Origin of the sequence: Streptomyces tuirus (genome assembly GCF_014701095.1) — a bacterium.
Classification (GTDB): Bacteria; Actinomycetota; Actinomycetes; order Streptomycetales; family Streptomycetaceae; genus Streptomyces; species Streptomyces tuirus.
The window spans coordinates 4,271,378-4,295,865 of sequence record NZ_AP023439.1 but is presented as its reverse complement, the minus strand read 5'-3'; the positions used below and the strand labels follow the sequence as shown (position 1 = coordinate 4,295,865).

The 24,488-nt window shown below is 71.7% G+C and carries 23 protein-coding genes and 1 rRNA gene; 7 read left to right on the top strand and 17 right to left on the bottom strand.

What is annotated here, in order from left to right; genetic code table 11:
* The first annotated feature begins 80 nt into the window (after window positions 1-80).
* Entirely contained in the window at window positions 81-866 is a 786-nt protein-coding gene (locus IGS69_RS19765) for a DUF4253 domain-containing protein (RefSeq protein ID WP_190901681.1), read from the top strand.
* Here IGS69_RS19765 and IGS69_RS19760 read toward each other — a convergent pair.
* Complete coding sequence (locus IGS69_RS19760; RefSeq protein ID WP_190901679.1) at window positions 832-2,064, bottom strand: aminotransferase-like domain-containing protein; 1,233 nt, start codon at window positions 2,062-2,064, stop codon at window positions 832-834. The genes IGS69_RS19765 and IGS69_RS19760 overlap by 35 nt on opposite strands.
* A 167-nt stretch (window positions 2,065-2,231) precedes the next feature.
* Here IGS69_RS19760 and IGS69_RS19755 point away from each other — a divergent pair, with 167 nt between their 5' ends.
* Window positions 2,232-2,588, top strand: coding sequence for a hypothetical protein (locus IGS69_RS19755; protein ID WP_385865360.1), 357 nt, complete (start codon window positions 2,232-2,234; stop codon window positions 2,586-2,588).
* Window positions 2,589-2,604: 16 nt separating this feature from the next.
* On the opposite strand, the gene IGS69_RS19750 is transcribed toward IGS69_RS19755, so the two are convergent.
* The gene (locus tag IGS69_RS19750; RefSeq protein ID WP_190901675.1) at window positions 2,605-3,930 is read right to left on the bottom strand and encodes a helix-turn-helix domain-containing protein; all 1,326 of its coding nucleotides are present in this window, start codon (window positions 3,928-3,930) and stop codon (window positions 2,605-2,607) included.
* A gap of 229 nt (window positions 3,931-4,159) precedes the next feature.
* Here IGS69_RS19750 and IGS69_RS19745 point away from each other — a divergent pair, with 229 nt between their 5' ends.
* Complete coding sequence (locus tag IGS69_RS19745) at window positions 4,160-4,882, top strand: DUF4232 domain-containing protein (RefSeq protein WP_190901673.1); 723 nt, start codon at window positions 4,160-4,162, stop codon at window positions 4,880-4,882.
* On the opposite strand, the gene hemB is transcribed toward IGS69_RS19745, so the two are convergent.
* Window positions 4,876-5,874: a porphobilinogen synthase gene (gene hemB, locus IGS69_RS19740; RefSeq protein WP_190901671.1), complete on the bottom strand. Its 999-nt coding sequence runs from the start codon at window positions 5,872-5,874 to the stop codon at window positions 4,876-4,878. The genes IGS69_RS19745 and hemB overlap by 7 nt on opposite strands.
* Before the next feature lie 342 nt (window positions 5,875-6,216).
* Between hemB and IGS69_RS19735 the strand changes: the two genes are divergently transcribed.
* Window positions 6,217-7,605 carry an FAD-binding oxidoreductase gene (locus IGS69_RS19735; RefSeq protein ID WP_190901670.1) on the top strand — a complete coding sequence of 463 codons (1,389 nt, stop codon included), beginning with the start codon at window positions 6,217-6,219 and terminating at the stop codon, window positions 7,603-7,605.
* A 20-nt stretch (window positions 7,606-7,625) separates the two neighbouring features.
* Here the strand turns inward: IGS69_RS19735 and IGS69_RS19730 are convergent, their stop codons facing one another.
* The 5 genes from IGS69_RS19730 to IGS69_RS19710 all read right to left on the bottom strand — a co-directional run bounded on the left by IGS69_RS19730 (window position 7,626) and on the right by IGS69_RS19710 (window position 13,452).
* Window positions 7,626-9,332, bottom strand: coding sequence for a bifunctional uroporphyrinogen-III C-methyltransferase/uroporphyrinogen-III synthase (locus IGS69_RS19730; protein WP_190901668.1), 1,707 nt, complete (start codon window positions 9,330-9,332; stop codon window positions 7,626-7,628).
* On the bottom strand, window positions 9,329-10,330 hold the full coding sequence (hemC, locus tag IGS69_RS19725; RefSeq protein WP_190901666.1) for a hydroxymethylbilane synthase: 1,002 nt from the start codon (window positions 10,328-10,330) through the stop codon (window positions 9,329-9,331). The genes IGS69_RS19730 and hemC overlap by 4 nt, the downstream gene beginning before the upstream one ends.
* Window positions 10,327-12,099, bottom strand: coding sequence for a glutamyl-tRNA reductase (locus IGS69_RS19720; RefSeq protein WP_190901664.1), 1,773 nt, complete (start codon window positions 12,097-12,099; stop codon window positions 10,327-10,329). The genes hemC and IGS69_RS19720 overlap by 4 nt, the downstream gene beginning before the upstream one ends.
* Entirely contained in the window at window positions 12,096-12,860 is a 765-nt protein-coding gene (locus IGS69_RS19715; protein ID WP_190901662.1) for a redox-sensing transcriptional repressor Rex, read from the bottom strand. Before IGS69_RS19715 ends, IGS69_RS19720 begins: the two co-directional genes overlap by 4 nt.
* A 313-nt stretch (window positions 12,861-13,173) precedes the next feature.
* Window positions 13,174-13,452 (bottom strand): glutaredoxin family protein, encoded by a 279-nt coding sequence (locus IGS69_RS19710; protein ID WP_190901660.1) that lies wholly within the window; start codon window positions 13,450-13,452, stop codon window positions 13,174-13,176.
* Window positions 13,453-13,614: 162 nt separating this feature from the next.
* Between IGS69_RS19710 and IGS69_RS19705 the strand changes: the two genes are divergently transcribed.
* From IGS69_RS19705 to IGS69_RS19695, 3 genes are all read left to right on the top strand, one after another.
* Window positions 13,615-14,532 (top strand): HAD family hydrolase, encoded by a 918-nt coding sequence (locus tag IGS69_RS19705; protein WP_190901658.1) that lies wholly within the window; start codon window positions 13,615-13,617, stop codon window positions 14,530-14,532.
* A gap of 348 nt (window positions 14,533-14,880) precedes the next feature.
* Window positions 14,881-15,651, top strand: a complete 771-nt coding sequence (locus IGS69_RS19700; protein WP_184848587.1) for an ECF subfamily RNA polymerase sigma factor, BldN family — start codon at window positions 14,881-14,883, stop codon at window positions 15,649-15,651.
* A 236-nt stretch (window positions 15,652-15,887) separates the two neighbouring features.
* Window positions 15,888-17,126 (top strand): DUF5667 domain-containing protein, encoded by a 1,239-nt coding sequence (locus IGS69_RS19695; protein ID WP_190901656.1) that lies wholly within the window; start codon window positions 15,888-15,890, stop codon window positions 17,124-17,126.
* 197 nt (window positions 17,127-17,323) lie between these two features.
* Here the strand turns inward: IGS69_RS19695 and IGS69_RS19690 are convergent, their stop codons facing one another.
* From IGS69_RS19690 to rrf, 9 genes are all read right to left on the bottom strand, one after another.
* Window positions 17,324-18,379 carry a lysophospholipid acyltransferase family protein gene (locus IGS69_RS19690; protein ID WP_190901654.1) on the bottom strand — a complete coding sequence of 352 codons (1,056 nt, stop codon included), beginning with the start codon at window positions 18,377-18,379 and terminating at the stop codon, window positions 17,324-17,326.
* 14 nt (window positions 18,380-18,393) lie between these two features.
* Window positions 18,394-19,455 carry an NAD-dependent epimerase/dehydratase family protein gene (locus tag IGS69_RS19685; RefSeq protein ID WP_190901651.1) on the bottom strand — a complete coding sequence of 354 codons (1,062 nt, stop codon included), beginning with the start codon at window positions 19,453-19,455 and terminating at the stop codon, window positions 18,394-18,396.
* A gap of 230 nt (window positions 19,456-19,685) precedes the next feature.
* On the bottom strand, window positions 19,686-19,784 hold the full coding sequence (locus IGS69_RS19680; RefSeq protein WP_003948845.1) for a 30S ribosomal protein bS22: 99 nt from the start codon (window positions 19,782-19,784) through the stop codon (window positions 19,686-19,688).
* 154 nt (window positions 19,785-19,938) lie between these two features.
* Window positions 19,939-20,151, bottom strand: coding sequence for a helix-turn-helix domain-containing protein (locus IGS69_RS19675; protein WP_004984898.1), 213 nt, complete (start codon window positions 20,149-20,151; stop codon window positions 19,939-19,941).
* A gap of 129 nt (window positions 20,152-20,280) precedes the next feature.
* Window positions 20,281-21,096 carry a phosphatase gene (locus IGS69_RS19670; RefSeq protein WP_190901649.1) on the bottom strand — a complete coding sequence of 272 codons (816 nt, stop codon included), beginning with the start codon at window positions 21,094-21,096 and terminating at the stop codon, window positions 20,281-20,283.
* Window positions 21,097-21,180: 84 nt separating this feature from the next.
* Window positions 21,181-22,353: an acetoin utilization protein AcuC gene (locus tag IGS69_RS19665; protein ID WP_190901647.1), complete on the bottom strand. Its 1,173-nt coding sequence runs from the start codon at window positions 22,351-22,353 to the stop codon at window positions 21,181-21,183.
* Window positions 22,304-23,524 (bottom strand): MFS transporter, encoded by a 1,221-nt coding sequence (locus IGS69_RS19660; RefSeq protein ID WP_190901645.1) that lies wholly within the window; start codon window positions 23,522-23,524, stop codon window positions 22,304-22,306. The genes IGS69_RS19665 and IGS69_RS19660 overlap by 50 nt, the downstream gene beginning before the upstream one ends.
* Window positions 23,525-23,618: 94 nt before the next feature.
* Entirely contained in the window at window positions 23,619-24,263 is a 645-nt protein-coding gene (locus tag IGS69_RS19655; RefSeq protein WP_190901643.1) for an HAD family hydrolase, read from the bottom strand.
* A 62-nt stretch (window positions 24,264-24,325) separates the two neighbouring features.
* Window positions 24,326-24,442, bottom strand: a 5S ribosomal RNA gene (gene rrf / locus IGS69_RS19650).
* Window positions 24,443-24,488: the final 46 nt, after the last annotated feature.

Here is a 24,488-nt window from a genome sequence, read left to right as displayed (position 1 = left end):
GCCACCTGGGTCAGTCGCTGTCCGCCACGGCGGTCGTCGGCCGGGCCGGACTGTCAGTGCCCGGCTCTACAGTCACCACCATGGCGACTCTTCCCAACCCCCTGCCGAAGCTGGCGGCAGATCCCAGCGGCGGCTCGCTCGGCCTCCGGCTCCCCGCCGGGACGCTCCTCGACACCACCGACGAGGGCCCCTGGCACGAGCCGTTGCTGTGGTGCGCCGGTGAACGGGCCGCCCCGGGCGGCTGGACGGCACTGGAGCCGGCCCGTCGTGCGGGACTCCTGCCGGTCGTCCTGGAGACGGGCGACGGCCACGGCGGCCCGGACCGCTGGGAGCTGATGCCGGGCGAGGTGTCCTACCCCGGGGACCACGACGCCGAGGAGGTCCTGGCGGAGTACTGGGAAGAGCACGCCGCGCGGGGCGAAGCCCGGCCCGGCCCGGCCGACGCCGCACCCGGGGACCAGGACCCGGACACCGTGGCCGCCTGCACCGTGGACGCCCTGCTCGGCGACGGCGGCCCCCTCAAGGACCCCCGCCTCGCCCTCGTCCCGGCCCGCCGCAGCGCGGACATCCCCACGGCGATCGGCTGGACCGGCCCGGCGAACCACGAGGGTGACACGGCCCGGCTGAGCGCGGTGCTCCGCTCCTGGGAGGACCGCTTCGGCATACGGGTCACCGCCCTCGGCTTCGATCACCTGCTGGTGTCCGTGGCCGCCCCGCCCACGACTGCCGCCGCCGCGGAAGCCGTCGCCGCCGAGCACCTCGCGTTCTGCCCGGCCACCGTCCGGCAGGGCGCCCACCCGACCCTGCGCGCCTACGCCGAGCACGAGGTCCTCAACCGGCCGACGTGGCACTTCTGGTGGGACTGAGCCCCTCCCCCAGCCTGCGCAGCCCCTCCCCGATCTCCTCGGGCGTCTGCGTCACGAAGCACAGCCGCAGGGTGGCCCGGTCGGGTGTGCCCGCGTAGAAGGGGGCGCCGGGCACGTAGGCCACGTTCCGCCGGACCACCTGCGGCAGCAGGACCGTGGTGTCGTACGGCTCCGGCAGGCGCGCCCAGAGGAACATGCCGCCCTCGGGCCGGTGCCAGACCGACCCCTCGGGCAGCGCCCCGGCGAGCCCGCAGAGCATCGCGTCACGGCGCTCGCGGTACACACCGGCGACACGGGCCACATGGGCGTCCAGGTCGTTGTCGGCGAGGTAGCGGGCCGCGGCGAGCTGGTTGACGGTCGGGGTGTGCAGGTCGGCGGCCTGCTTGGCGACGGCACAGGCGCGCCGCAGTGCGCCGGGTGCCCGAAGCCAGCCCAGCCGCAGCCCGGGCGCCATGACCTTGGAGAAGCTGCCGAGCAGCACCGTGCGGTCCTCGGCGCCCGGGTGGGCGGCGATCCACGGCACGCGCTCACCGTCGTAGCGCAGCTCCCCGTACGGGTCGTCCTCGACGATCCACAGTCCGCGCCGGGCGGCGACCGACGCCACGGCGGCGCGCCGCTCGGCGGGCAGCGTCCGGCCGGTGGGGTTCTGGAAGGTGGGCACGGTGTAGAGCAGCTTGGGCCGCTCGCGCAGGACGAGTTCCTCCAGCGCCCCGGGGTCGATGCCGTGCTCGTCGCCGGGCACGGCCACGATCCGCGCTCCGGCGAAGCCGAAGGCCTGGAGTGCCGCCAGATAGCAGGGGTTCTCGACGAGGACGGTGTCCCCGGGTTCCAGCAGCGCGGTGGCCAGGAGCGACAGGGCCTGCTGGGAGCCGGTGGTGATGAGCAGGTCGTCGGGGCCGGTCGGCAGGCCGCGCGCGGTGGTCCGGGCGGCGAGCGCCTCCCGCAGCGCGGGTTCGCCCTCGGTCGTGGAGTACTGCAGCGCCCGCGCGGGTGCCTCGGCGAGCACCGCCTCGTAGGCGGCGGCGATGCCCCTGGCGTCGAACAGCTCCGGTGCCGGGAGCCCGCCCGCGAAGTTGATCACCTCGGGGCGGGAGGTGACGGCGAGGATGTCCCGTACGGGGGAGCCGCCGACGCCCCGCGCCCGCGCGGCCAGGGGCGGCACGGGAGCGTGGGTGGGCAGGGGCTCGGCGACGATCATGACACGGCTCCTTCGGCTGCGGTGACGCCTGGTGCCCCGCAGCGTAGGGAAATACGTGCCGTCTACAAGCAGCTTTCCGCCATCCGGACGCCCCGCCGGCGTGTAGTTCAATCAGCAACCACTAAGGCAGTCAACAACCGAACGGTTCAGCTGATTTGATGGTGCCCGTGCAGAACGCCCCACGCCCGACGACGACCCTCTGGCGCCCGACCGGTCCCAAGGAGCTGGACCTGGTCCGCGACCTCGACTGGCGCGCCTGGCCACCCCGGCTCCCCGAGCAGCCGATCTTCTACCCGGTCCTCAACGAGGACTACGCGATCCGGATCGCCCGGGACTGGAACGTCAAGCACGACGGCGCCGGCTACGTCACGCGCTTCCAGGTCGACGCCGACTTCCTGAGCCGCTACCCGGTCCAGCAGGCCGGCGGCAGCACCATCCTCGAACTGTGGGTCCCGGCCGAGGAGCTCGACGAGTTCAACTCCCACATCGTCGGCAAGATCGAGCTGGTCCACGAGTTCCACTGAGCCCGGCCCGTCAGGACTACTGCGTAGTCCCCTCCTCGACCCACTTCTCGCCGCCCAGCGGGAACTCGTAGGCCGGACGCCCGTTGTTGCCGCTCGTGCGGAAGGGGCGGCCGTGGTCGTCCACGGTCAGCGTGCCCGTCCGGTCGCCGCTGGACCAGGCCAGCTCCAGGTACCAGCTGACGTCGTACGCGGAGGCGTCGGCCCGGATGTAGTACACCTCCGGGTCGCTCTCACTCACCTTGAAGGGGAAGTCCGCGTGCCCCGCCTCGGGCACGACCCCCGGGCGCGCGGCGTCGAGGGCGACGGTGAAGAACCTGGTCGGCACGCCACCGCCGCAGCCGACGCCTGGATACCCCATGGCGTAGTCGTTCCAGGCGAGCGGCGCACGCTTCCCCGCCATACGGACCGTCAGCCGCTTGACGACCACGGTCTCCTGCCCCTTCCCCTGCACGGTCAGCTTCAGGAACTGCTCCCCCGACGGCACGGCCCCGTTCGCCGCCACCCAGCCGGGCGCGTCCTGCTCCGGCGGCGGCGGCCCGACGCGCCCCGGCGGCAGATCGATCAAGTAGCGCTGCGAGCAGGGGTCCTCCCAGGCGTGGGGTTCCGTGTCCACGGTGAGGGGAGCGGAGGCGGGGGCGGTGTCCCGCCCGGTGCCACCGGAGCCGGTACCGCCGCCGGTGCCGGTGCCTGTGCCGGGCGATGCCGAGGCGGGGGACGCGGCAGGCCCCTTGCCCTTCCCGTCCTTGTCCTTCCCCTCGCTGCCCGCCGACGACGAAACTGCCGAGGGCGACACGGACGCCGCCGTGCCCTTCCCCTCCTGCCCGCCGCCACCGCCCGAGGCCGCCGCCGTCCCGCGCCGCCCCTCGTCGTCCGACCCACCGGAGGGAACGGCCACGGCGAGACCGACCGCGCCGAGCACCACGGCCACGGCGACACCGACGAGCAGGGCGCGACGGGGGCGGGGGCGGCCGGCGGGCTCCGGCGGTGCGGGTACGTCGGCCTCAGCGGAAACCGCCTCTGCGGAGGTCACGTCCGTCAGGGGCACCTCCGAAGCGCCACTGCCACTCCCCGAACCCCCGCTCCCCTTGCGCACCCGCCCCGCATCCGCCAGCACCCACCGGCGGTGCAGCTCGACGAGTTCCTCCGGCGACGCCTTGCACAGCCGGGCGAGCCGCTCCACCGGCGCGTAATCGGTCGGCACGGCATCCCCGTTGCAGTACCGGTGCAGCGTCGACGTACTCATGTGGAGCCGCTTGGCGAGCACCCCGTAGCTCAGCCCCGAGCGCCCCTTCAACTCCCCCAGCAGGGCGGCGAATGCCGCCGCGGTCGTGCCTTCCGACACCGCTCCTCCATGCCCCGTGTCCCGTTCCCCCGTTCCAGGGAATGACTGTTCTCCCTGGTCACAGCATGTGCGGGCGTTCCAACGTCCCTGATCTCCCGCCTCGTCTGGCGGCCGGGACGGACCCCCGCACAAGCTCTGGTCATCCAAGCACGCCGCTCCCGGCCCACCGGCAGCGCGACCCGCGAGGTCACGCTTCCCCACTGCCTTTGTCCGAAAGGAAACACAAGACATGCGCAAGTACCACGCCCTCCCCGTCGCCCTCCTGGCCGCCCTCGCCCTGACGGCCTGTCAGGACGGCACGGGCACGAAGGACGAAGGCGCGGCACACCCCGACCCGGCCTCGGCGACCGCCACGGCGACGCACCCGGCCGAGGACGGGGGTGGGGACAGCGGGACGGGGACCGGCGGCACGACGGGTACGCAGCCCACCAAGGCCGCCAAGGTCGACAGGTCCACGAAGGCCGACACCTCCGCGAAGGGCGACAAGTCCGCGAAGGGCGAGGCCGCGAAGGGCGCCACGGCGACCCGCGTCTCCTGCAACGGCTCCAACACCACCGTCACCGCCCAGCCGGTCCGCCGCCCCCTCAACCACATGCTGCTCACGGTCAAGAACACCGGCTCGAAGATGTGTGACCTGACCTACTACCCGGTGCTGCGCTTCGACGAGATGCAGTGGGTCCCGCGGCCGGTCAAGGACTCCAAGCCGCATGCGGTGACGACACTGGCCCCCGGCGAGTCCGGCTACGCGGGCGTCTCACTGTCGGCGGCCGACGGCAGCGGCGAATGGGGCACGACCAGCCACAAGCTCACGGTCGGCTTCCAGGGCCGCACGCCGAACAGCGACGGCGGCCCCTCGGCGCTCCCGGCCCTGCCGGCCAAGGGCGTGTACTACGACAGCACGCTCACGGTCACGTACTGGCTGGCCGACATGGACGACGCACTGTCCTACTGATCCTTCAGCTTCTGGGCCACTTCGGTGGCCCAGTAGGTGAGGATGTTCCGCGCGCCGGCCCGGCGGATGCCGGTCAGGGCCTCCATGATCGCCCGGTCCCGGTCGATCCAGCCCTTCTCGGCGGCGGCCTCGATCATCGAGTACTCGCCGGAGATCTGGTAGGCGGCGACGGGCACGTCCACGGCGTCCGCGACCCGGGCGAGGATGTCCAGGTAGGGCCCGGCCGGCTTGACCATCACCATGTCGGCGCCCTCCTCCAGGTCCAGGGCGAGCTCCCGCAGCGACTCGCGCACATTCGCGGGGTCCTGCTGGTAGGTCTTCCGATCCCCTCGCAGGGACGAGCCGACGGCCTCCCGGAAGGGCCCGTAGAAGGCAGAGGCGTACTTCACGGTGTAGGCGAGGATGGCGACGTCCTCCCGCCCGATCTGGTCGAGCGCGTCGCGGATGACCCCGACCTGCCCGTCCATCATCCCGCTGGGCGCGACGACATGGGCGCCGGCGTCGGCCTGCACCTGTGCCATCTCGGCGTACCGCTCCAGGGTCGCGTCGTTGTCGACCCGGCCCTGCTCGTCGAGGATGCCGCAGTGCCCATGGTCGGTGGTCTCGTCGAGGCACAGGTCGGACATGACGAGCAGATCGTCGCCGACCTCGGCCCGCACGTCCCGGAGGGCGACCTGGAGGATCCCGTCCGGGTCGGTCCCCGGCGTCCCGAGCGCGTCCTTCTTCGACTCCTCCGGCACGCCGAACAGCATGATCCCGGAGATCCCCGCAGCGACCGCCTCCGCGGCGGCCTTCTTCAGACTGTCCCGGGTGTGCTGCACGACCCCCGGCATGGCGGTGATCGGCACGGGCTCGCTGACGCCCTCCCGCACGAAGGCCGGGAGAATGAGATCGGCGGGGTGCAACCGGGTCTCGGCGACCATCCGACGCATCACGGGGCTGGTCCGCAACCGCCGAGGGCGAGTACCGGGAAATGATCCGTACGTCGTCATGCCCCTACGCTACGCCCGCCCCAAACCCCCCGATACCGACGCCTTGTCGGCCACCTAACTGCGCACACCCGCCCCGCCCAGCTACGCACACCCGCCCCGCCCAGCTGCGGGCATGCGTGCCGCTAAGGGCGGCACGCGTGGGCGCAGCGGCACCCCGCCACGCCGGGCTGCGTGCCCACCCACCCCCAGCACAAACGCCGAGCACCCCCGAAGCCCCCAGCCCCCACATGCGCCCCCACACCCCCAGGTCCATCCTGAAACAGCAGGACAAGTAGAAGAGCCCCGACGGCCGGCCCACCCCACCGCCGCCGTCCCTCCGTACCCGCCCCCACGGAGGACCCGATGACAGCCCACCCCCACACCCCCGACCTCTTCGCCCTCTCAGAGATCCACGGCCCCGTCCTACGCCCCGGCGAACGCGCCTACGCCGACGAGGTGACCGGCTTCAACCTGGCCTCCCTGCACACCCCGGACGTCGCCATCGGCGCCACCGGCGCCGACGACATCGTCACCGCCATGCGCTGGGCACACGCCACCCACACCCCCGTCGCCGTCCAGGCCACCGGCCACGGCGCCAACTTCCCGATCGAGCACGGCCTGCTGATCAACACGTCCCGCATGACGGACGTCGACGTCGACCCCACCACCCGCACCGCCACCATCGTCGCCGGCGCCAAGTGGAGCCACGTCATGGCCGCGGCCGCCCCGCACGGCCTGGCGGGCCTGTGCGGCACCTCCACGGACGCGGGCGTCGTCGGCTACACCCTCGGCGGCGGACTCCCCGTCCTCGGCCGGACCTACGGCTACGCCGCCGACCTGGTCCGCTCCTTCCAGGTCGTCACCCCGGACGGGCACCTGCGCGAGTCGGACCCCCAGCACGAACCGGAACTGTTCTGGGCGCTGCGCGGCGGCAAGGGCAACGTAGGCGTCGTCACCTCGCTCGTCACGGAACTGCTGCCCGTGCCCCGGCTCTACGGCGGCGCCATCCACTGCCACGCCGAGCACACCGAGACCCTGCTGCGCACCTGGACGGACTGGACCCGCACGGTCCCGGACGAGATGTGCAGCATGTTCTCGGTGCTGCGGCTGCCGCCGATCCCGCAGATCCCGGAGCCCCTGCGCGGCGGCTTCTGGGCCCGGGTCGCGATCGCGTGGCCGGGCGACCCGGCCGAGGGCGAAGCCCTGATCGCGCCGCTGCGCGAAGCCGCCCCCGTGGCCGTCGACACCGTCGAGGAGATGGACCACGCGGCCCTGGACCGCATCCACATGGAACCGCAGGATCCGCTCCCGGCCCGCGAGTGCTGCACGCTGCTGCGCGACCTGACGCCCGACGCCGTCGACACGTTCCTGGAGCAGGTCGGCCCCGGAGCCGGCGCCGAGCACCCCCTCCTCGTGGCATCCCTGCGGCACATGGGCGGCGCGCTGTCCCGCCCGTCCGCCGTCGAGGACGCCGTCTGCGCCCGCGACGCCCGCTACTTCATGGAGTCGGTCGGCATCATGCCCGCCCCACCCGTGGCCGAGGCCGTCGAGCAGGCGACCCGCCGCCTCTACCAAGCCATGGCCCCGTACGGAACGGGCCGCACCATGGTCAACATCCACGGCACCCCGGGCGACGAACAGGACCGCGCCCGCGCCTGGACCCCGGAGGTCTACGCCCGCCTACGCCACGACAAGTCCGTCTACGACCCGGACAACCTCCTGCGCTACGGCCACGCGGTGACTCCCGCGTAGCCGCAGCCAGTGAGGGTCGCTCAGGTCGTCGACCGCCTCCGCCGCGCCCCCGGCCGCCGCTCGCTCGGCCGCGTCACCGGGTCGCCGGCCTCCACCGCCGCGGCCCGGCGCTTCGCGCCGAAGTCGGCCAGGGCTTCCGCCAGCTTGTGGACGGACGGCTCGGGAGCCATGACGTCCACCCGGAGCCCGTGCTCCTCGGCGGTCTTCGCCGTGGCCGGGCCGATACACGCGATCACGGTGACGTTGTGCGGCTTGCCGGCGATGCCGACCAGGTTCCGCACGGTGGACGACGAGGTGAAGAGCACGGCGTCGAAGCCACCGCCCTTGATCGCCTCGCGGGTCTCCGCCGGCGGCGGCGAGGCCCGCACGGTCCGGTAGGCCGTGACGTCGTCGACCTCCCAGCCGAGCTCGATCAGCCCGGCGACCAGCGTCTCCGTGGCGATGTCGGCACGCGGCAGGAACACTCTGTCGATCGGGTCGAAGACCGGGTCGTAGGGCGGCCAGTCCTCCAGCAGACCGGCGGCCGACTGCTCACCGCTCGGCACCAGGTCCGGCTTCACACCGAACGCGATCAGCGCCTTCGCCGTCTGCTCGCCGACGGCCGCGACCTTGATGCCCGCGAAGGCACGCGCGTCGAGGCCGTACTCCTCGAACTTCTCCCGCACGGCCTTGACCGCGTTGACCGAGGTGAAGGCGATCCACTCGTAGCGGCCCGTGACGAGCCCCTTGACCGCGCGCTCCATCTGCTGGGGCGTGCGCGGCGGCTCGACGGCGATCGTCGGCACCTCGTGCGGCACGGCCCCGTACGACCGCAGCTGGTCGGAGAGCGACGCCGCCTGCTCCTTGGTCCGCGGCACGAGCACCTTCCAGCCGAACAGCGGCTTGGACTCGAACCACGAGAGCTGGTCGCGCTGGGCGGCGGCGGAACGCTCACCGACCACGGCTATCACCGGCCGGCCGCCGTCGGGCGAGGGCAGCACCTTGAGCTGCTTCAGCGTCTGCGCGATCGTGCCGAGCGTGGCGGTCCAGGTGCGCTGCCGGGTGGTCGTACCGGCGACGGTGACCGTCATCGGGGTGTCCGGCTTGCGCCCGGCGGAGACGAGCTCGCCGGCCGCCGCGGCGACGGAGTCCAGCGTCGTGGACACGACGACCGTGCCGTCCGACGCCCCGACCTCCGTCCAGCACCGGTCCGACGCCGTGCGCGCGTCGACGAACCGCACGTCCGCGCCCTGCGCGTCCCGCAGCGGCACACCGGCGTACGCGGGCACGCCGACGGCGCTCGCGATGCCCGGGACGACCTCGAAGGGCACCCCGGCGGCGGCGCACGCCAGCATCTCCTCGGCGGCGTACGTGTCGAGGCCCGGGTCCCCGGACACCGCACGCACGACCCGCCTGCCGCCCCGTGCGGCCTCCATGACAAGATGTGCGGCATCCCGCACCGCGGGGGCGGCGACGGTGGTTGACGTGTCGTCAACTACCGTCAGCTGGGGCGTTCCTGTGCCCGGCGCCGGATCCTGGGAGGGATCCGGATCCGTGTGCACTTCGGACACGCCCTGCCTGGCGTGCTGACGTACGACGTCGAGCACTTCGTGCTCGGCGACGAGGACGTCGGCACTCGCCAGCGCCTCCACGGCGCGCAGAGTCAGCAGTCCCGGATCTCCGGGTCCGGCACCCAGGAAGGTGACGTGCCCGTGTTCAGGACCGGCGGAAAGGGTGGTGGGGCTCACTGTGCTCGCTCCCCCATCAGACCGGCCGCGCCCTGGGCGAGCATCTCGGCCGCGAGTTCGCGACCGAGCGCCATTGCCCCGTCGTGCGTCTCGGGCACGGGACCGGTGGTGGACAGCTGCACCATGCGCGTGCCGTCGGTGGTCCCGACGACGGCGCGCAGGCGCATTTCCTTGACAATCTGCCCGTCGGCCTGGGGGTCCCCCCGCTCGAGCGGATCCGAGAGTGGGGGCAGGTCGGCCAGCGCGCCCACGGGAGCGCTGCAACCGGCCTCCAGGGCGGCGAGCAGTGATCGCTCGGCCGTCACGGCGATCCGTGTGAACGGGTCGTCGAGTTCGGCGAGCGCGGCGACGAGGTCCGCGTTGGCCGCGGTGCACTCGATCGCCAGGGCCCCCTGGCCGGGGGCGGGCAAAACCGTGTCGACCGACAGGAAGTCGGTCACTTCGTCGCCGCGGCCGATCCGGTTCAGTCCGGCGGCGGCCAGCACGACGGCGTCGAGCTCTCCGCTGCGTACGAACCCGATGCGGGTGTCGACGTTGCCGCGGATCGGGACCGTCGCTATGTCCAGGCCGTGGCTGCGGGCGTACGCGTTGAGCTGCGCCATGCGGCGCGGCGAACCCGTACCGATGCGGGCCCCGGAGGGCAGGTCGGTGAACTTCAGCGCGTCCCGGGCGACGATCACGTCCCGCGGGTCCTCGCGCACCGGCACGGCGGCGACGACCAGGTCGTCGGGCTGCGTGGTCGGCAGGTCCTTCAGCGAGTGCACCGCGAAGTCGACCTCGCCCTTGAGGAGCGCGTCGCGCAGGGCGGTCACGAACACGCCGGTGCCGCCGATCTGGGCGAGCGCCTCACGCGACACGTCGCCGTACGTGGTGATCTCGACGAGCTCGACGGGCCGCCCGGTCACCCGGCTCACGGCTTCCGCCACCTGCCCGGACTGGGCCATGGCGAGCCTGCTGCGCCGGGTGCCGAGCCTCAGCGGCTCACGCGTGTCAGTCATGCCGGCCCTCGGTCTTTCTCGGTGGTGCTGTCCTCGGCCCGGGAGACGGCGGCCACCGTCTCGGGGTCGAGGTCGAACAGGGTCCGCAGCGCGTCCGCGTACCCGGCGCCGCCGGGTTCGGCCGCGAGTTGCTTGACCCGCACGGTCGGCGCGTGGAGCAGTTTGTCGACCACGCGCCGCACGGTCTGGGTGATCTCCGCTCGGTGCTTGTCGTCGAGTCCGGGCAGCCGGCCGTCCAGCCGGGCGATCTCGCCGGCCACGACATCCGCGGCCATGGTGCGCAGGGCGACCACGGTCGGTGTGATGTGCGCGGCCCGCAGTGCTGCCCCGAAAGCCGCGACCTCGTCGGAGACGATACGCCGTACCTGGTCCACATCGGCAGCCATCGGAGCGCCCGCGGAGGCCTCCGCCAGCGACTCGATGTCCACCAGCCGCACCCCGGCCAGCCGGTGCACGGCCGCGTCGATGTCGCGCGGCATCGCCAGGTCCAGCAGGAAGAGCACGGGCTCGGGCCGCTGCGGCTCCTCCACCGGCTCGGGCCGGCGCCGCTCGGGGATCCGCCCGACGGTGGCGACGGTCGCGGCGAGCGCGGCGATGGCGTCGGTGTCCGCGGCCGGGTCGAGCGTGCCGGTCTGCCCCGCCCGGGCCGTACCGCCCGTGCGCTGGGTGCCGCCCACCGAGCCGTTGTCCACCCACGCCGCGTGCTGTTCGAGGTCGGCGGCGGCCATCCCGGCCACGGCGGCCTCGCCCAGTACGGAGAACCCGGCGGTGCCCTGCACCGCGGAGAGGTCGAGCGGGCAGCCGTCCTCGCTGCCGAGGCTCGTGCCCGCCGCACCGCCGCGCTGCGCCCCGGAACCGGTCGCGGGGCCGGACTCGCCGCCCGGCGCCCCCGGTCCGTCCTCGCCGGACCCGGCGGCCGGCGCCGGCGTACGGCCCTCGACCGCCCCGGCGACCGACTCGGCCGTCAGGACCAGGCCCGTCGCACCCGTGCAGGAGACGGTGACGTCGGCACGTGTCAGCTCGGCCGGCACCGACTCCATCGGTACCGCGCGGGCCGCCACGTCCGTGTCGTCGCCGTCCATCAGGATCTGGGCGAGGCGCTCGGCGCGGTCGAAGGTGCGGTTGGCGACGACGATCTCGGCGACCCCGGCCCGCGCGAGCGTGGCGGCGGCCAGGGAGGACATCGACCCGGCCCCGATGACCAGGGCCTTCTTGCCCCGCGCCCACTGCTGTACGTCCCCGCCCCGGGCCAGCTGCTCCAGGCCGAAGGTGACCAGGGACTGGCCGGCGCGGTCGATGCCGGTCTCGGAGTGGGCGCGCTTGCCGACCCGCAGGGCCTGCTGGAACAGGTCGTTCAGGAGCCGGCCGGCGGACTGCAGGTCCTGCGCCCGGGCCAGGGAGTCCTTGATCTGGCCGAGGATCTGCCCCTCGCCGACGACCATCGAGTCCAGCCCGCAGGCCACCGAGAACAGATGGTGGACGGCCCGGTCCTCGTAGTGCACGTAGAGATAGGGGGTGAGCTCCTCCAGGCCGACGCCGCTGTGCCGGGCGAGCAGCGTGGACAGCTCGGCGACACCGGCGTGGAACTTGTCCACGTCGGCGTAGAGCTCGATGCGGTTGCAGGTGGCGAGCACCGCGGCCTCGGTGGCCGGTTCGGCGGCGACCGTGTCCTGGAGCAGCTTGACCTGCGCGTCCGCGGTCAGCGCGGCCCGCTCCAGCACGCTGACCGGGGCGCTGCGGTGGCTGAGTCCGACGACGAGGAGGCTCATGCCGGCATCACGGCGGGCATGTCCCCGTCCGGCCCCTGGTCGGTGGAGTCGCTGCGGGCGGCGGCGGTGGGGACGCCACCGTCGGAGGCGGCGGCCTCCTCCCCGGCCTTGCGCTGCTCGTGGAAGGCGAGGATCTGCAGCTCGATGGAGAGGTCGACCTTGCGCACGTCGACGCCCTCGGGGACGGACAGCACGGTCGGCGCGAAGTTCAGGATCGAGGTGACACCGGCGGCCACGAGCCGGTCGCAGACCGCCTGGGCGGCACCGGCGGGGGTGGCGATGACACCGATCGACACGCCGTTGTCCTGGATGATCTTCTCCAGGTCGTCGGAGTGCTGCACCGGGATCCCGGCGACGGGCTTGCCGGCCATGGCCGGGTCGGCGTCGATCAGCGCGGCGACCCGGAATCCACGGGAGGCGAACCCGCCGTAGTTGGCGAGGGCGGCGCCGAGGTTACCGATACCGACGATCACTACCGGCCAGTCCTGGGTGAGCCCCAGTTCGCGGGAGATCTGGTACACGAGATACTCGACGTCGTAGCCGACACCCCTGGTCCCGTAGGAGCCGAGGTAGGAGAAGTCCTTGCGCAGCTTCGCGGAGTTGACCCCCGCCGCCGCCGCGAGCTCCTCGGAGGAGACCGTGGGGACCGAGCGCTCCGACAGCGCGGTCAGAGCGCGGAGGTACAGCGGAAGCCGGGCGACGGTGGCCTCGGGAATCCCTCGGCTGCGGGTCGCCGGTCGGTGAGTTCGGCCAGTTGCCACGGTGCTCCTGCGGGTAGAGCGGGGCTGTAGGCGGTCATACGTCCCTACATGACCGCCCCGTCGAATGCAGGCTATGTCTTTGTGAACGCGTGCACAAAGATGGTGTCCGATTTGCCCGGCCAACGTGACCGGGGTCACGCGCCCCCGGCGCACGCGCAGGGAACCGGCGCATACGCACCACCGTTCCTTGTCTTTCGGGGGCAAAACCGCACACTCTCCTCAGTGAATCCCGCCCCCGAGACCAAGTCACCATCGATCCTAAGCGACCCGACGGTCACTTTGGACTGATCGGTCAGTCGCTCGGCGGGCGGGATCAGTCGGTCAGCGCCTTGCGCAGGCGGTCCTCGTTCACGCGCCAGAACGTGTGCTGCCTGCCGTCCACCAGCACGACCGGGATCTGCTCCCAGTACTGGTCGTGCAGTTCCCGATCCTCGGTGATGTCCTTCTGCTCCCAGGGGACTCCGAGATCACCGCACACCTTCTCCACAACGACCTGTGCGTCATCACACAGATGACAGCCGGGCTTGCGGATCAGCGTGACGAGCCGGTCCCGAGAGGGCGTGCGACGGAAGAGGGGACTCATGTCGGCCATTGTCGCGCGGCCGCGCCCGGGCGGAACCCTCGTCGAAGCGCCAGGGGACGCGCCGACCGCGCCCGTCCCACGCGGCATCTTTAACGACACGCTTGCCGAGAGTTCACAGGCTCCGAACGTTCCGGCTCCGGAACCCCCGAACAAACTGGCTATGCTCACGCCATGGCCGCTCTAGGATGGCTCACCCCCCGTAGGCGCTCCGCCACGGCGCGGAGCGTTTTGGCAGGCGAGGCCTCGGCGGAGGCAGCCCGCAAGTCCACGCAGGAAGTCGCCGGCACGACCGAGGTACCGCAGTTCCCGGTGCACGGCGACGACCGGGCCGCCGCCTTCTTCGACCTGGACAACACCGTCATGCAGGGCGCGGCCCTCTTCCACTTCGGACGCGGCCTGTACAAACGGAAGTTCTTCGAGACGCGCGACCTCGCGAAGTTCGCGTGGCAGCAGGCGTGGTTCCGCCTCGCCGGCGTCGAGGACCCCGAACACATGCAGGAGGCCCGCGACTCCGCCCTCTCGATCGTCCGGGGCCACCGCGTCGCCGAACTGCAGTCGATCGGCGAGGAGATCTACGACGAGTACATGGCCGAGCGCATCTGGCCCGGCACCCGCGCCCTCGCCCAGGCCCACCTGGACGCCGGCCAGAAGGTGTGGCTGGTCACGGCCGCCCCCGTCGAGATCGCCACCGTCATCGCCCGCCGCCTCGGCCTGACCGGCGCCCTGGGCACGGTCGCCGAGTCCGTCGACGGCGTCTACACCGGCAAACTCGTCGGCGAACCGCTGCACGGCCCCGCGAAGGCCGAGGCCGTCCGCGCCCTGGCCGCCGCCGAGGGCCTGGACCTCGGCCGCTGCGCCGCCTACAGCGACTCGCACAACGACATCCCGATGCTCTCGCTGGTCGGCCACCCCTACGCCATCAACCCGGACAGCAAGCTGCGCAAGCACGCCCGCCGGCTGGACTGGCGGCTGCGCGACTACCGCACGGGCCGCAAGGCCGCCAAGGTCGGCATCCCGGCCGCGGCGGGCGTCGGCGCGGTGGCCGGCGGCACCGCGGCCGCCATCGCCCTGCACCGCCGGCGCCGCTGACAACCGATCAAACCGGGACACCATCGTTTAGGGCCTGACAATCGCCGTAAATCCAACTGGCGTACCCCCACAACCTCGTGTCCAGTCCTCTTGGCTGCACACGGCCACAACACGCCCCGGACTCAGCCGCAATCCGAACCGTTTCGATCAACAAGCGTTCAAACTCCGGCACTTGATCCGGCGTCAATCGGTTACGGAAGCAACGTAATCGATGATTTGAGCAACTCGGTGTAGCAGTGCCTGCACGAAGCGTTATTCTCCTCAGACGCAATCCGGTACCCCTCCGTCGCTACGACGGGTGAAAGGTCCCGCACTGCACGTGATGGAAGCTCTGCCTCTGGGAGTCCCGTGTACCCACACGTCGGGGTTGACGCCTCGGGCCTGGCTACGCTGCGCGCAACGGTCCACGACCTGTTGCGCGGCTTCGTCCCCACCGCGTACGCCGTCCCCGCATTCGCCACCGCCGCGCCCGTCGGTCCGTGCTACGCACTGGCCGACGGCAGCGCCGCGGTCGGCAGACGAGGCCGCCCGTCCGGGGCGGCCACCGCCCGCCGCCCGGCGGCGGACAGCGACAGCGCCCGGATGATGGATCTCGTGGAGCGTGCCCAGGCCGGCGAGTCCGACGCCTTCGGCCGCCTCTACGACCAGTACAGCGACACCGTCTACCGGTACATCTACTACCGGGTCGGAGGAAAGGCGACCGCCGAGGACCTCACCAGCGAGACCTTCCTGCGCGCCCTGCGGCGCATCGGCACGTTCACCTGGCAGGGCCGTGACTTCGGCGCCTGGCTCGTGACCATCGCCCGCAACCTCGTCGCGGACCACTTCAAGTCCAGCCGGTTCCGCCTCGAGGTCACCACCGGCGAGATGCTCGACGCCAACGAGGTCGAGCGCTCCCCCGAGGACTCCGTCCTGGAGTCCCTCTCCAACGCCGCCCTGCTCGACGCCGTACGGCGGCTCAATCCGCAGCAGCAGGAGTGCGTGACGCTCCGCTTCCTCCAGGGCCTCTCCGTCGCCGAGACCGCCCGGGTGATGGGCAAGAACGAGGGCGCCATCAAGACCCTCCAGTACCGGGCCGTCCGCACCCTGGCCCGGCTCCTCCCGGAAGACGCCCGCTGACCGACCCGCACGCTTGGCGACATCCAACTCACGTTCCGTGACGGTGCGTTGACTTCGGCATCCGATCAGCCGGTGTCCGTAACCCAAGTGCCGCGCCGCTCGTTGTGCGGGATGCAGGCTCCCTGTGGTCACCCCCTGGCCGGCTCCGGTCACTCGATCGTGTGGTCGTGGTCAGGGTGTGCAACCCTCAGGACCCCCTGGGGAGTCGACCGTCATGACGAGAGGAGGTGCCGCCAGTGATCGCGAACGTATCGGCGCACCGGCGGGCGAACGCCTTCGCCCAGGCCCTGGAGGAGCAGCCCGAGCAGGGCACGGCGGCCGAGCAGCCCGAAGGATCGGCACCGGCCCGGGCGGCCGCGGAACCGAGCGAGCAGGACCGCCATCTGGCGCTCGCCTCGGGGCTCGGCGCGCTGCCCAAGCCGGAGCTCGACCCGGAGGTCAAGGTCGTTCAGCGGGCCCAGCTGGTGGCCGCTTTCGAGGCCATGCTTCAAGAGGGCACCGCGGGCGGCGGGGCGACGGACAGCGCGGTCCCCGAGCAGCGATCCCGGGCTCGCGGCGCGCACCGCGCGAGTTCGCTGAAGAAGTTCCGGCCGCGTTCCCGGCTCGCCAAGGGCCTCACCGCGGGCGGACTGAGCGTAGGGGTGGCGGCGAGCGCCTTCGGCGGAGTCTCCGCCGCCAGCTCGGACGCCCTGCCCGGCGACTCGCTCTACGGCCTCAAGCGCGGCATCGAGGACGTCACGCTCGGCCTCGCCGACGGGTCGGACGAGCGCGGCCGGGTCTACCTCGACCACGCCTCCACGCGGCTCGGCGAGGCACGCCGCCTGATGGAGCGCGGCCGCAGCGGCCCCCTGGACCACGAGTCCCTCGGCGAGATCCGCCGTGCCCTGTCCGGCATGCGGCACGACGCGTCGGAGGGCCACCGCCTGCTGAGCGAGGCGTACCAGCGCGACCCGGACTCGCTGGGCCCCATCCAGGCCCTGTCCGCGTTCTCCCACTCCCACCGCGAGGCCTGGGGCGAGCTGCGCGAGCGACTGCCCGTCCAGCTCGGGGACGTCAGCGAGCAGGTGTCGTCCGTGTTCGACGCCATAGACGAGGACGTCGCCCCCCTGCAGTCCCTGCTGCCCGAGCCGTCGGCCCCGAGCGGCGGCGACGGCAAGCGGCGCGGCGCCTCCGAGTCGGCCCCCGGCGGCTCCTCCGGCACCGACCGCTCGGCCCGCCCCAGCGACAGCGGCGGCAGGCACAGCGACGAAGGCCGCAGCGGCAGCCCCAGCCGCTCGGCCGGCTCCGGCAGCGACGACGACGGCCTGCTCGGCGGCAACACCGGCGGCCTCCTCGACCCGCCGAAGGACGGCGAGGCGAGCACCTCCCCGTCCGCGGAGGGCAACACACCCGTCCCCGAGCCGGATGTGACGCTCCCACCGCTCCTGCCCGGCCTCCTGCCCGGCCTGGGCATCGACAGCGAGGACGCGGACTAGACGGCGACGGTGGGGTGCCCCCCGAGGAGGGGCGCCCCACGGTCGTCAGAAGAACACCGACCGCCGCTGCACCAGCAACTTGGCCCCTCTTGTCTGCTGCCCTCGCACTGCTCCGCAGGCTTCGGACAGCCGTGCCGGACTCCGTCCGGCGGATCCGAGCGACCGGGCAGGGTCACACGCTGTTGCGGACGTCGGCGTCAGAAGAACACCGACCGCCGCTGCACCAGCAACTTGTAGAGCGTGTGCTGGATCTGCTCCCTGACCTGGTCGGTCAGGTTGAACATCAGCATCGGGTCCTCGGCCGCCTCCGGCGGATAGCCGTCCGTGGGGATCGGCTCGCCGAACTGGATCGTCCACTTGGTCGGCAGCGGGATCGCCCCGAGCGGTCCGAGCCACGGGAACGTGGGCGTGATCGGGAAGTAGGGGAAGCCCAGCAGCCGCGCGACCGTCTTGGCGTTGCCGATCATCGGGTAGATCTCCTCCGCCCCGACGATCGAGCAGGGCACGATCGGCGTCCCCGCGCGCAGCGCCGTCGAGACGAAACCGCCGCGGCCGAAGCGCTGGAGCTTGTAGCGGTCCGCGAACGGCTTGCCAAGGCCCTTGAAGCCCTCCGGCATCACCCCGACCAACTCGCCCTGCTCCAGCAGCCGGGACGCGTCCTCGGCGCACGCCAGGGTGTGACCCAGCTTGCGGGCCAGCTCGTTGACCACCGGCAGCATGAACACCAGGTCCGCGGCCAGGAGCCGCAGATGCCGGCCCGCCGGGTGGTTGTCGTGCACGGCGACCTGCATCATCAGGCCGTCCATCGGCAGCGTGCCGGAGTGGTTGGCGACGATCAGGGCACCGCCCTCGGACGGGATGTTCTCGATGCCCTTGACCTCGACCCGGAAGTACGTGTCGTACAGCGGGCGCAGCAGGGACATCAGGACCTGATCGGTGAGCTCCTCGTCGTAGCCGAAGTCGTCGACCTCGTAGTCCCCGGTGAGGCGGCGGCGCAGGAAGGCCAGGCCGCCCGCGATCCGCCGTTCCAGCCCGCCCTCGCCGTCCCGGGAAGGCTGCGGCGGCTGTTCATCGGAAGTCACAGGAACATCATCCTGCGGAACAGCCCTGGTGGGCAGGGGCTGCACCTCACGCACCGGCACGGACTCCGCGCCCGAGCGGCGGTTCCCGGCGCTCCGGCGCCGCTGCGGGCGCTGCACGGCGCTCCCGCGGGACCGGTCGTCGTCGAACGGAATGACCTTGGCGTCCGCCATCGTTGATGCGCTCCTCAGTTGGCGCTCTGCGTCGGGGAGTGTCCGCCGCCCGCGAGAGGCGAGTCGGCGATCCGGTCGACGGCCCCCGCAAGGGCCTCCGGCGGAAGAAGTCCGGGGCCCTGGCTGCGGGCGAAGTCCGCGAACGTCTCCGCGGTCGTGTACTTGGGCTGGAATCCCAGCGTCTCGCGCATCTGGCCCGTGGCCACCACCCGGCCGTGTGTGAGCAGCCGGATCTGCTCGGGCGAGAAGTCCGTCATGCCCAGCGTACGCACCAGCGAGCCCGCCCAGGTGACGGCCGGCAGCAGCAGCGGCACGGTGGGCCGCCCGAGGCGCCGGGAGCACTGGGAGAGCAGCAGCACACCGTCGCCGGCGATGTTGAAGGTGCCGCTGTTGAGCGTGCCCCGCCGGGGTTCGTGCGAGCCGATCCGCAGCACCTCGATCACATCGTCCTCGTGCACGAACTGCAGCCGCGGGTCGTAGCCGAACACCGTCGGCAGGACCGGCAGCGCGAAGTACGAGGCGAGCGGCGTGTCCGCGGTCGGGCCCAGGATGTTGGCGAACCGCAGTACGCACACGGCCACATCGGGCCGGCGGCGCGCGAAGCCGCGGACATACCCCTCGACCTCGACCGTGTCCTTGGCGAAGCCGCCACTGGGCAGGGACTTGGGCGGAGTCGTCTCGGTGAACACGGCCGGGTCGCGGGGCGCGGAGCCGTAGACGTTGGTACTGGACTTCACGACCAGCCGTTGCACGGCCGGGGACTTCTGGCAGGCACCGAGCAGCTGCATGGTGCCGATGACGTTGGTCTCCTTCAGGGAGGCCCGGTTGCCGCTGCCCAGCGGCGTGCCCGTCACGTCCAGGTGGACGATCGTGTCGGCGCCCGTCTCGGCGAGCACCCGCGCGATCCCGGGCTGCCGGATGTCGGCCTGGATGAAGTCCGCGCCGCCCAGATGGTGCTCGGGCGGCACCGCGTCCACGGCGACGACCCGGTCCACCTCGGGGTCCCGCTGGATGCGCCTGACGAACCGGCCCCCCAGCTGGCGGGCCACTCCGGTCACGAGCACGACCTTGCCCAAGATCAGCGCCTTCCTTCCAGAACGTCTTGCCCCCCACCGCGTTCCCCCGTGGGGCCAACTTAGCGGGTTGTTGTTGCGCTGTGATGACCGCCCGATGCGTGAAGTGACCGAAGCAGCCGGACGCAGGAGCGCGGGGCCGCGGGCGCGGAACCCGCGGCGGATATGCGTGTGGCCCCCCACCGGTGGGTGGGGGGCCACAGCAACGCTTTCGCGGCTCGCGCGTCGCGAACTTACTTCTTGTTACGACGCTGAACGCGCGTGCGCTTGAGCAGCTTGCGGTGCTTCTTCTTCGCCATCCGCTTGCGCCGCTTCTTGATAACAGAGCCCACGACTACCCTCGCTCACTTCTCATCACTCGGTGTTTGGGCGCCATGGGCCCATACGACCTACGAGGGGCCAGCCTACCCGTCCGAGCGCTGAGGTCGTAATCGAGGAGGCCGGGGGGATCCCGAGTGCCCTGTGGGGATCGCCCCGGCCCCGCCGTCAGGCGGTTTCCACCCCCACGTAACTCTCGCGGAGGTACTCGTGAACCGCTTGCTCCGGGACGCGGAAGGACCGCCCCACACGGATCGCGGGCAGATGACCGCTGTGCACCAGCCGGTACACGGTCATCTTCGACACTCGCATCACCGAGGCGACTTCCGCCACGGTAAGGAACTGAACCTCGTTCAGAGGCCTCTCGCCAGCTGCAGCCATGACACACCTGAACCTTCCGCACTCGACGGCCACCGGCTTCCCCTTCCGGTGACTCTTCGTCGCTGCGTGCTCACTCCCCAATGTAGGTGCCAGTGATGCGAGTGGGGAAGAGGTGCACCCATCGGCGGCCTACTGTGACAGACACGCCCGATTGAGTACGTAGCGGGTAAGCGGCAGGTAGTAATCGGACCGCACGCCGTCATCAAGTGGAACGGCCACGGCCACGGACCCCTCGGCCTCCCCCACGAACAGCGCCGGGTCGTCCGTATCGGCCGGCCCGATGGCCTCGAACCCCAGCTGACCTGCCCCGCAGACCCACCCGTGGTCCCCGATCACCAGCTCGGGAAGGGGCCCGCCGGCCTCCGCACAAGCGGCCAGTACGGTACGAACCGGGAGAGGTGAGTGCGTATGTGCGCCGGGCTCACAACCGGGGCGTTCCCCGTCCGGGGTCCGCACCAGCGCGACTCCCCGTACGTAGTCGAGGTTGTACGTGCGTAGGCCGAACCGGGTCGTTATGTCGACACGGCGACCCTTCGCCGGGGTGAGAACGGCACATCCAGCCGCCGACAGCGCGTCTGCCAGAGCGCCGTAGAAACCGAGCAGCCGATGCGGGTGCCCGGTCCCGAGAAGCACGGGAGCGCCCCGCCCGGCGGCTTCGGCGAGGCGTTCCGCGAAGGCGTCCAGCGCCGCCAGGGTCCGCTCCGGATCGATCACGTCCTGGCCGGAAACCCGCCGCGAATCGGCCGAAACACCACACCGGTCCGCCATCAGCTCGATCAACTCCCGCTGCCCCCAGGCACCTTCGGGGTCGATTCCGAGCAGCACCCGGGGGTCCCGGGCGGCGAAGAGCCGATAACTGCGCAGGCTCTCCTCCCGCGACGTCGCCACGGTCCCGGCGAGCCGAGCACCCACCAGATGCGCACGCAGGGCCTCGGGGGTCAGCACAAGAAGATCGTGCGTGACCGGAACTCCCCCTGTCCCGGGAACCCGCGAACACCGCACGGTCGGCCTACACCCGGCGGCACCGCCTCACGCCAGCAACCCCCGCAGCGGGAACACCGACCGCCGCGTCGCCAGCACCGCCTGGTCCAGCCGGTCCGCCGGGTCGTAGCCCTCGTCCCAGCCGGACCAGCTCACGGGCCAGCGGCCGTCCGTCATCCGCGCCGGCGCCAACTGCCGCGTCTTCGCGAACACTTCCTGACGCCAGCCCTCGGGGATCATCGCCTCGGGCTTCACGGCCCGCCCGGCCGCGATCGCGACCAGGTGCGTCCACGAGCGCGGCACCACGTCGACCACCGCGTAACCGCCCCCGCCCAGGGCCACCCACCGCCCGTCGGCGTACTCGTGCGCCAGGTCGTGACAGGCCACCTGCACCGCCCGCTGCGCGTCCAGCGACACCGCCAGGTGCGCCAGCGGATCCTCGAAGTGCGTGTCGGCCCCGTGCTGCGTCACGAGCACCTGCGGCCGGAAGCCGGCGATCAGCTCCGGCACGACCGCGTGGAACGCCCGCAGCCACCCCGCGTCCCCCGTCCCGGCCGGCAGCGCCACGTTCACCGCCGAACCCTCCGCGGAGTCCGCCCCGGTCTCCTGCGGCCATCCGGTCTGCGGGAACAGCGTCTGAGGATGCTCGTGCAGCGAGATCGTCAGCACCCGCGGGTCCTCCCAGAACGCCGCCTGCACCCCGTCCCCGTGATGCACGTCGACGTCGATGTACGCGACCCGCTCCGCCCCGAGCTCCAGCAGCCGCGCGATCGCCAGCGAGGCGTCGTTGTAGATGCAGAACCCGGACGCACCACCCGGCATCGCGTGGTGCAGCCCGCCCGCGAAGTTCACCGCGTGCAGCGCCTCACCCCGCCACACGGCCTCCGCCGCCCCCACCGACTGCCCGGCGATCAGCGCCGACACCTCGTGCATCCCGGCGAACGCCGGATCGTCCAACGTCCCCAGCCCGTACGACTGGTCCGCCGCCCCCGGATCCGCCGACGCGGCCTTCACCGCCCCGATGTAGTCCGGGCGGTGGACGAGCCGCAGCGTCGACTCCCCGGCCGCCTTCGCGGCGACGACCTCCACCTCGCGGTCCAGCCCGAAGGCGTCGACCAGTCTCCGGGTCAGGGCGAGCCGGACCGGATCCATCGGGTGCCCGGGACCGAAGTCATAGCCCGTTACTGCCTCGTCCCACATCAGCTGTGCGCGGCCGCTCATGCCCGCCACCGTATCGGTCCGGTTGAGCCGCGAACGACCGGGCGTACACCAGCGTCACCAGCACCAACACCATCGGCACGAGCATGGCCCCGCGGTAGCTCCACAGATCCCCGAGCGCCCCGACCAACGGCGAACCGATCAAGAACCCCACGTAGTTGAAGACATTCAGCCGCGCCACGGCGGCGTCCGACGCTCCCGGGAACAGCCTCCCGGCCGCCGCGAACGTCTGCGGCACCAGCACGCACAGTCCCAGCCCCAGCAGCGTGAACCCGACCATCCCGACCCACGCCCCGGGCGCGGCGGCCACCACGGCGAATCCACCCGCAGCCAGCAGCGCCCCGCCCCGCACCACCGCGACCGCCCCGAACCGCCGCACCCCGAGGTCCCCGATCGCCCGCCCCAGCAGCGTGGTGACCATGTACACGTTGTACGGCACCGTCGCCATCTGCTCCGAACTCCCGAGCACGTCCTGAAGGTACTTGGCACTCCAGTTGGAGACCGTCGAGTCCCCGATGTACGCGACCGTCATCACCAGACACAGCGGCAACAGCAACCGGAAGACGAGAACCTGGCCCTCCCCGCCCGGCTTCTCCACCTCCCCAGCCGCACCGCCCCGGTCGTCGACGTACCACCGGCTCCCCACCAGCACGGCCGGCAGCAGCACCAGCACGACCGGCAGATACGACACCCACAACGCCAGCTGCCAGTGCGCCCCCACCCAAGCAAGCGAGGCTCCGACGATCCCGCCCAGGCTGTACGCCGCGTGGAAACTGAGCATGATGCTGCGCCCGTACGATCGCTGCAGGCTCACCCCGAGCATGTTCATCGACGCGTCCAGCACGCCGACGGCGAGGCCGAACGCCGCGAGCGCGATCCCGAGCTCCACCATCCGCTCCCCGGCCCCGACGCCGAGCAGCGCCAGCAGCACCACGGGCTGGGACCACCGCAGCAGCCGGCTCGGCCGCACCCGCATCACCAGCCGCTCGGTGGTCACGCTCCCGATCCCCGCGAGGATCGGTACGGCGGCGAGAAACGCGGGCAGCAGCGCGTCGGAGACCCCGTACCGGTCCTGGATGGCCGGGATCCTCGTCACGAGCAGAGCGAAGGCGACCCCCTGCACCAGGAAGCCGAACGCCAGCGACCCCCTGCCGCGCCGCAGCACATCAGTCATGGCGGCGAGCGTAGGGCCCAGGCCTACCCGTGGGTAGATCCGGCCAAAGATGAATTTTCCTCAGCTTCGGCGGGTCCGGGTCTCCGGGAGCGGCTCACACCAGCAGGTCGACCAGCTGCCCCATGTCGGAGAAGAGCCGGGTGGCTCCGGCCAGCTTCTCCGCCGGCGTCATGGCGGTGAACCCGTACACGTCCATGTCGGCGGCGACAGCGGCCTGCACTCCCAGCGGACTGTCCTCGACGACGACACACCGCTCCGGCGCGACCCCCATCCGCTCGGCCGCGAACAGGAACAGGTCAGGGGCCGGCTTGCCCCTCCCGACGTCCTGCGAACTGAAGATCCGCTCCTCGTCGAACCACCGGTCGAGCCCGGTCGTCCGATGCCCGACGCGGATCCGCTCATGGCTACCGGAGGAGGCCACGCAGTACGGCACCCCGTCGGCGGCCAGCTTCTCCAACACCTCGGAGGCCCCGGTGACGGCCACGAGTTCCTGCTCGAAGGCCGTGAACACCCGCGTGTGAAAGACGTCGTCGAAGTCCTCCGGCAACCGCTGCCCGGTCCGCTCCAGGACCAGCTCGTGAATGCGGTGCATCGCCGATCCCATGTAGTCCCGAATGGACTCCTCGTAGGAGGTGGGGTGCCCCAGCTCGGTGAGGTACGCCGCGAGCAACCGGTTGGAGATCGGCTCACTGTCGACGAGAACACCGTCATTGTCGAAAATCACGAGGTCATAGCGCATGGATTCGAGCTTAAACGCAGAAAACCCCCGCATCCGAAGATGCGGGGGTTTTCCCAAAAATTGTTCGGCGGCGTCCTACTCTCCCACAGGGTCCCCCCTGCAGTACCATCGGCGCTGTAAGGCTTAGCTTCCGGGTTCGGAATGTAACCGGGCGTTTCCCCTACGCTATAACCACCGAAACACTATGAAACTGACAACCGGCACTTTGGTTGTTCGTGGTTTCAG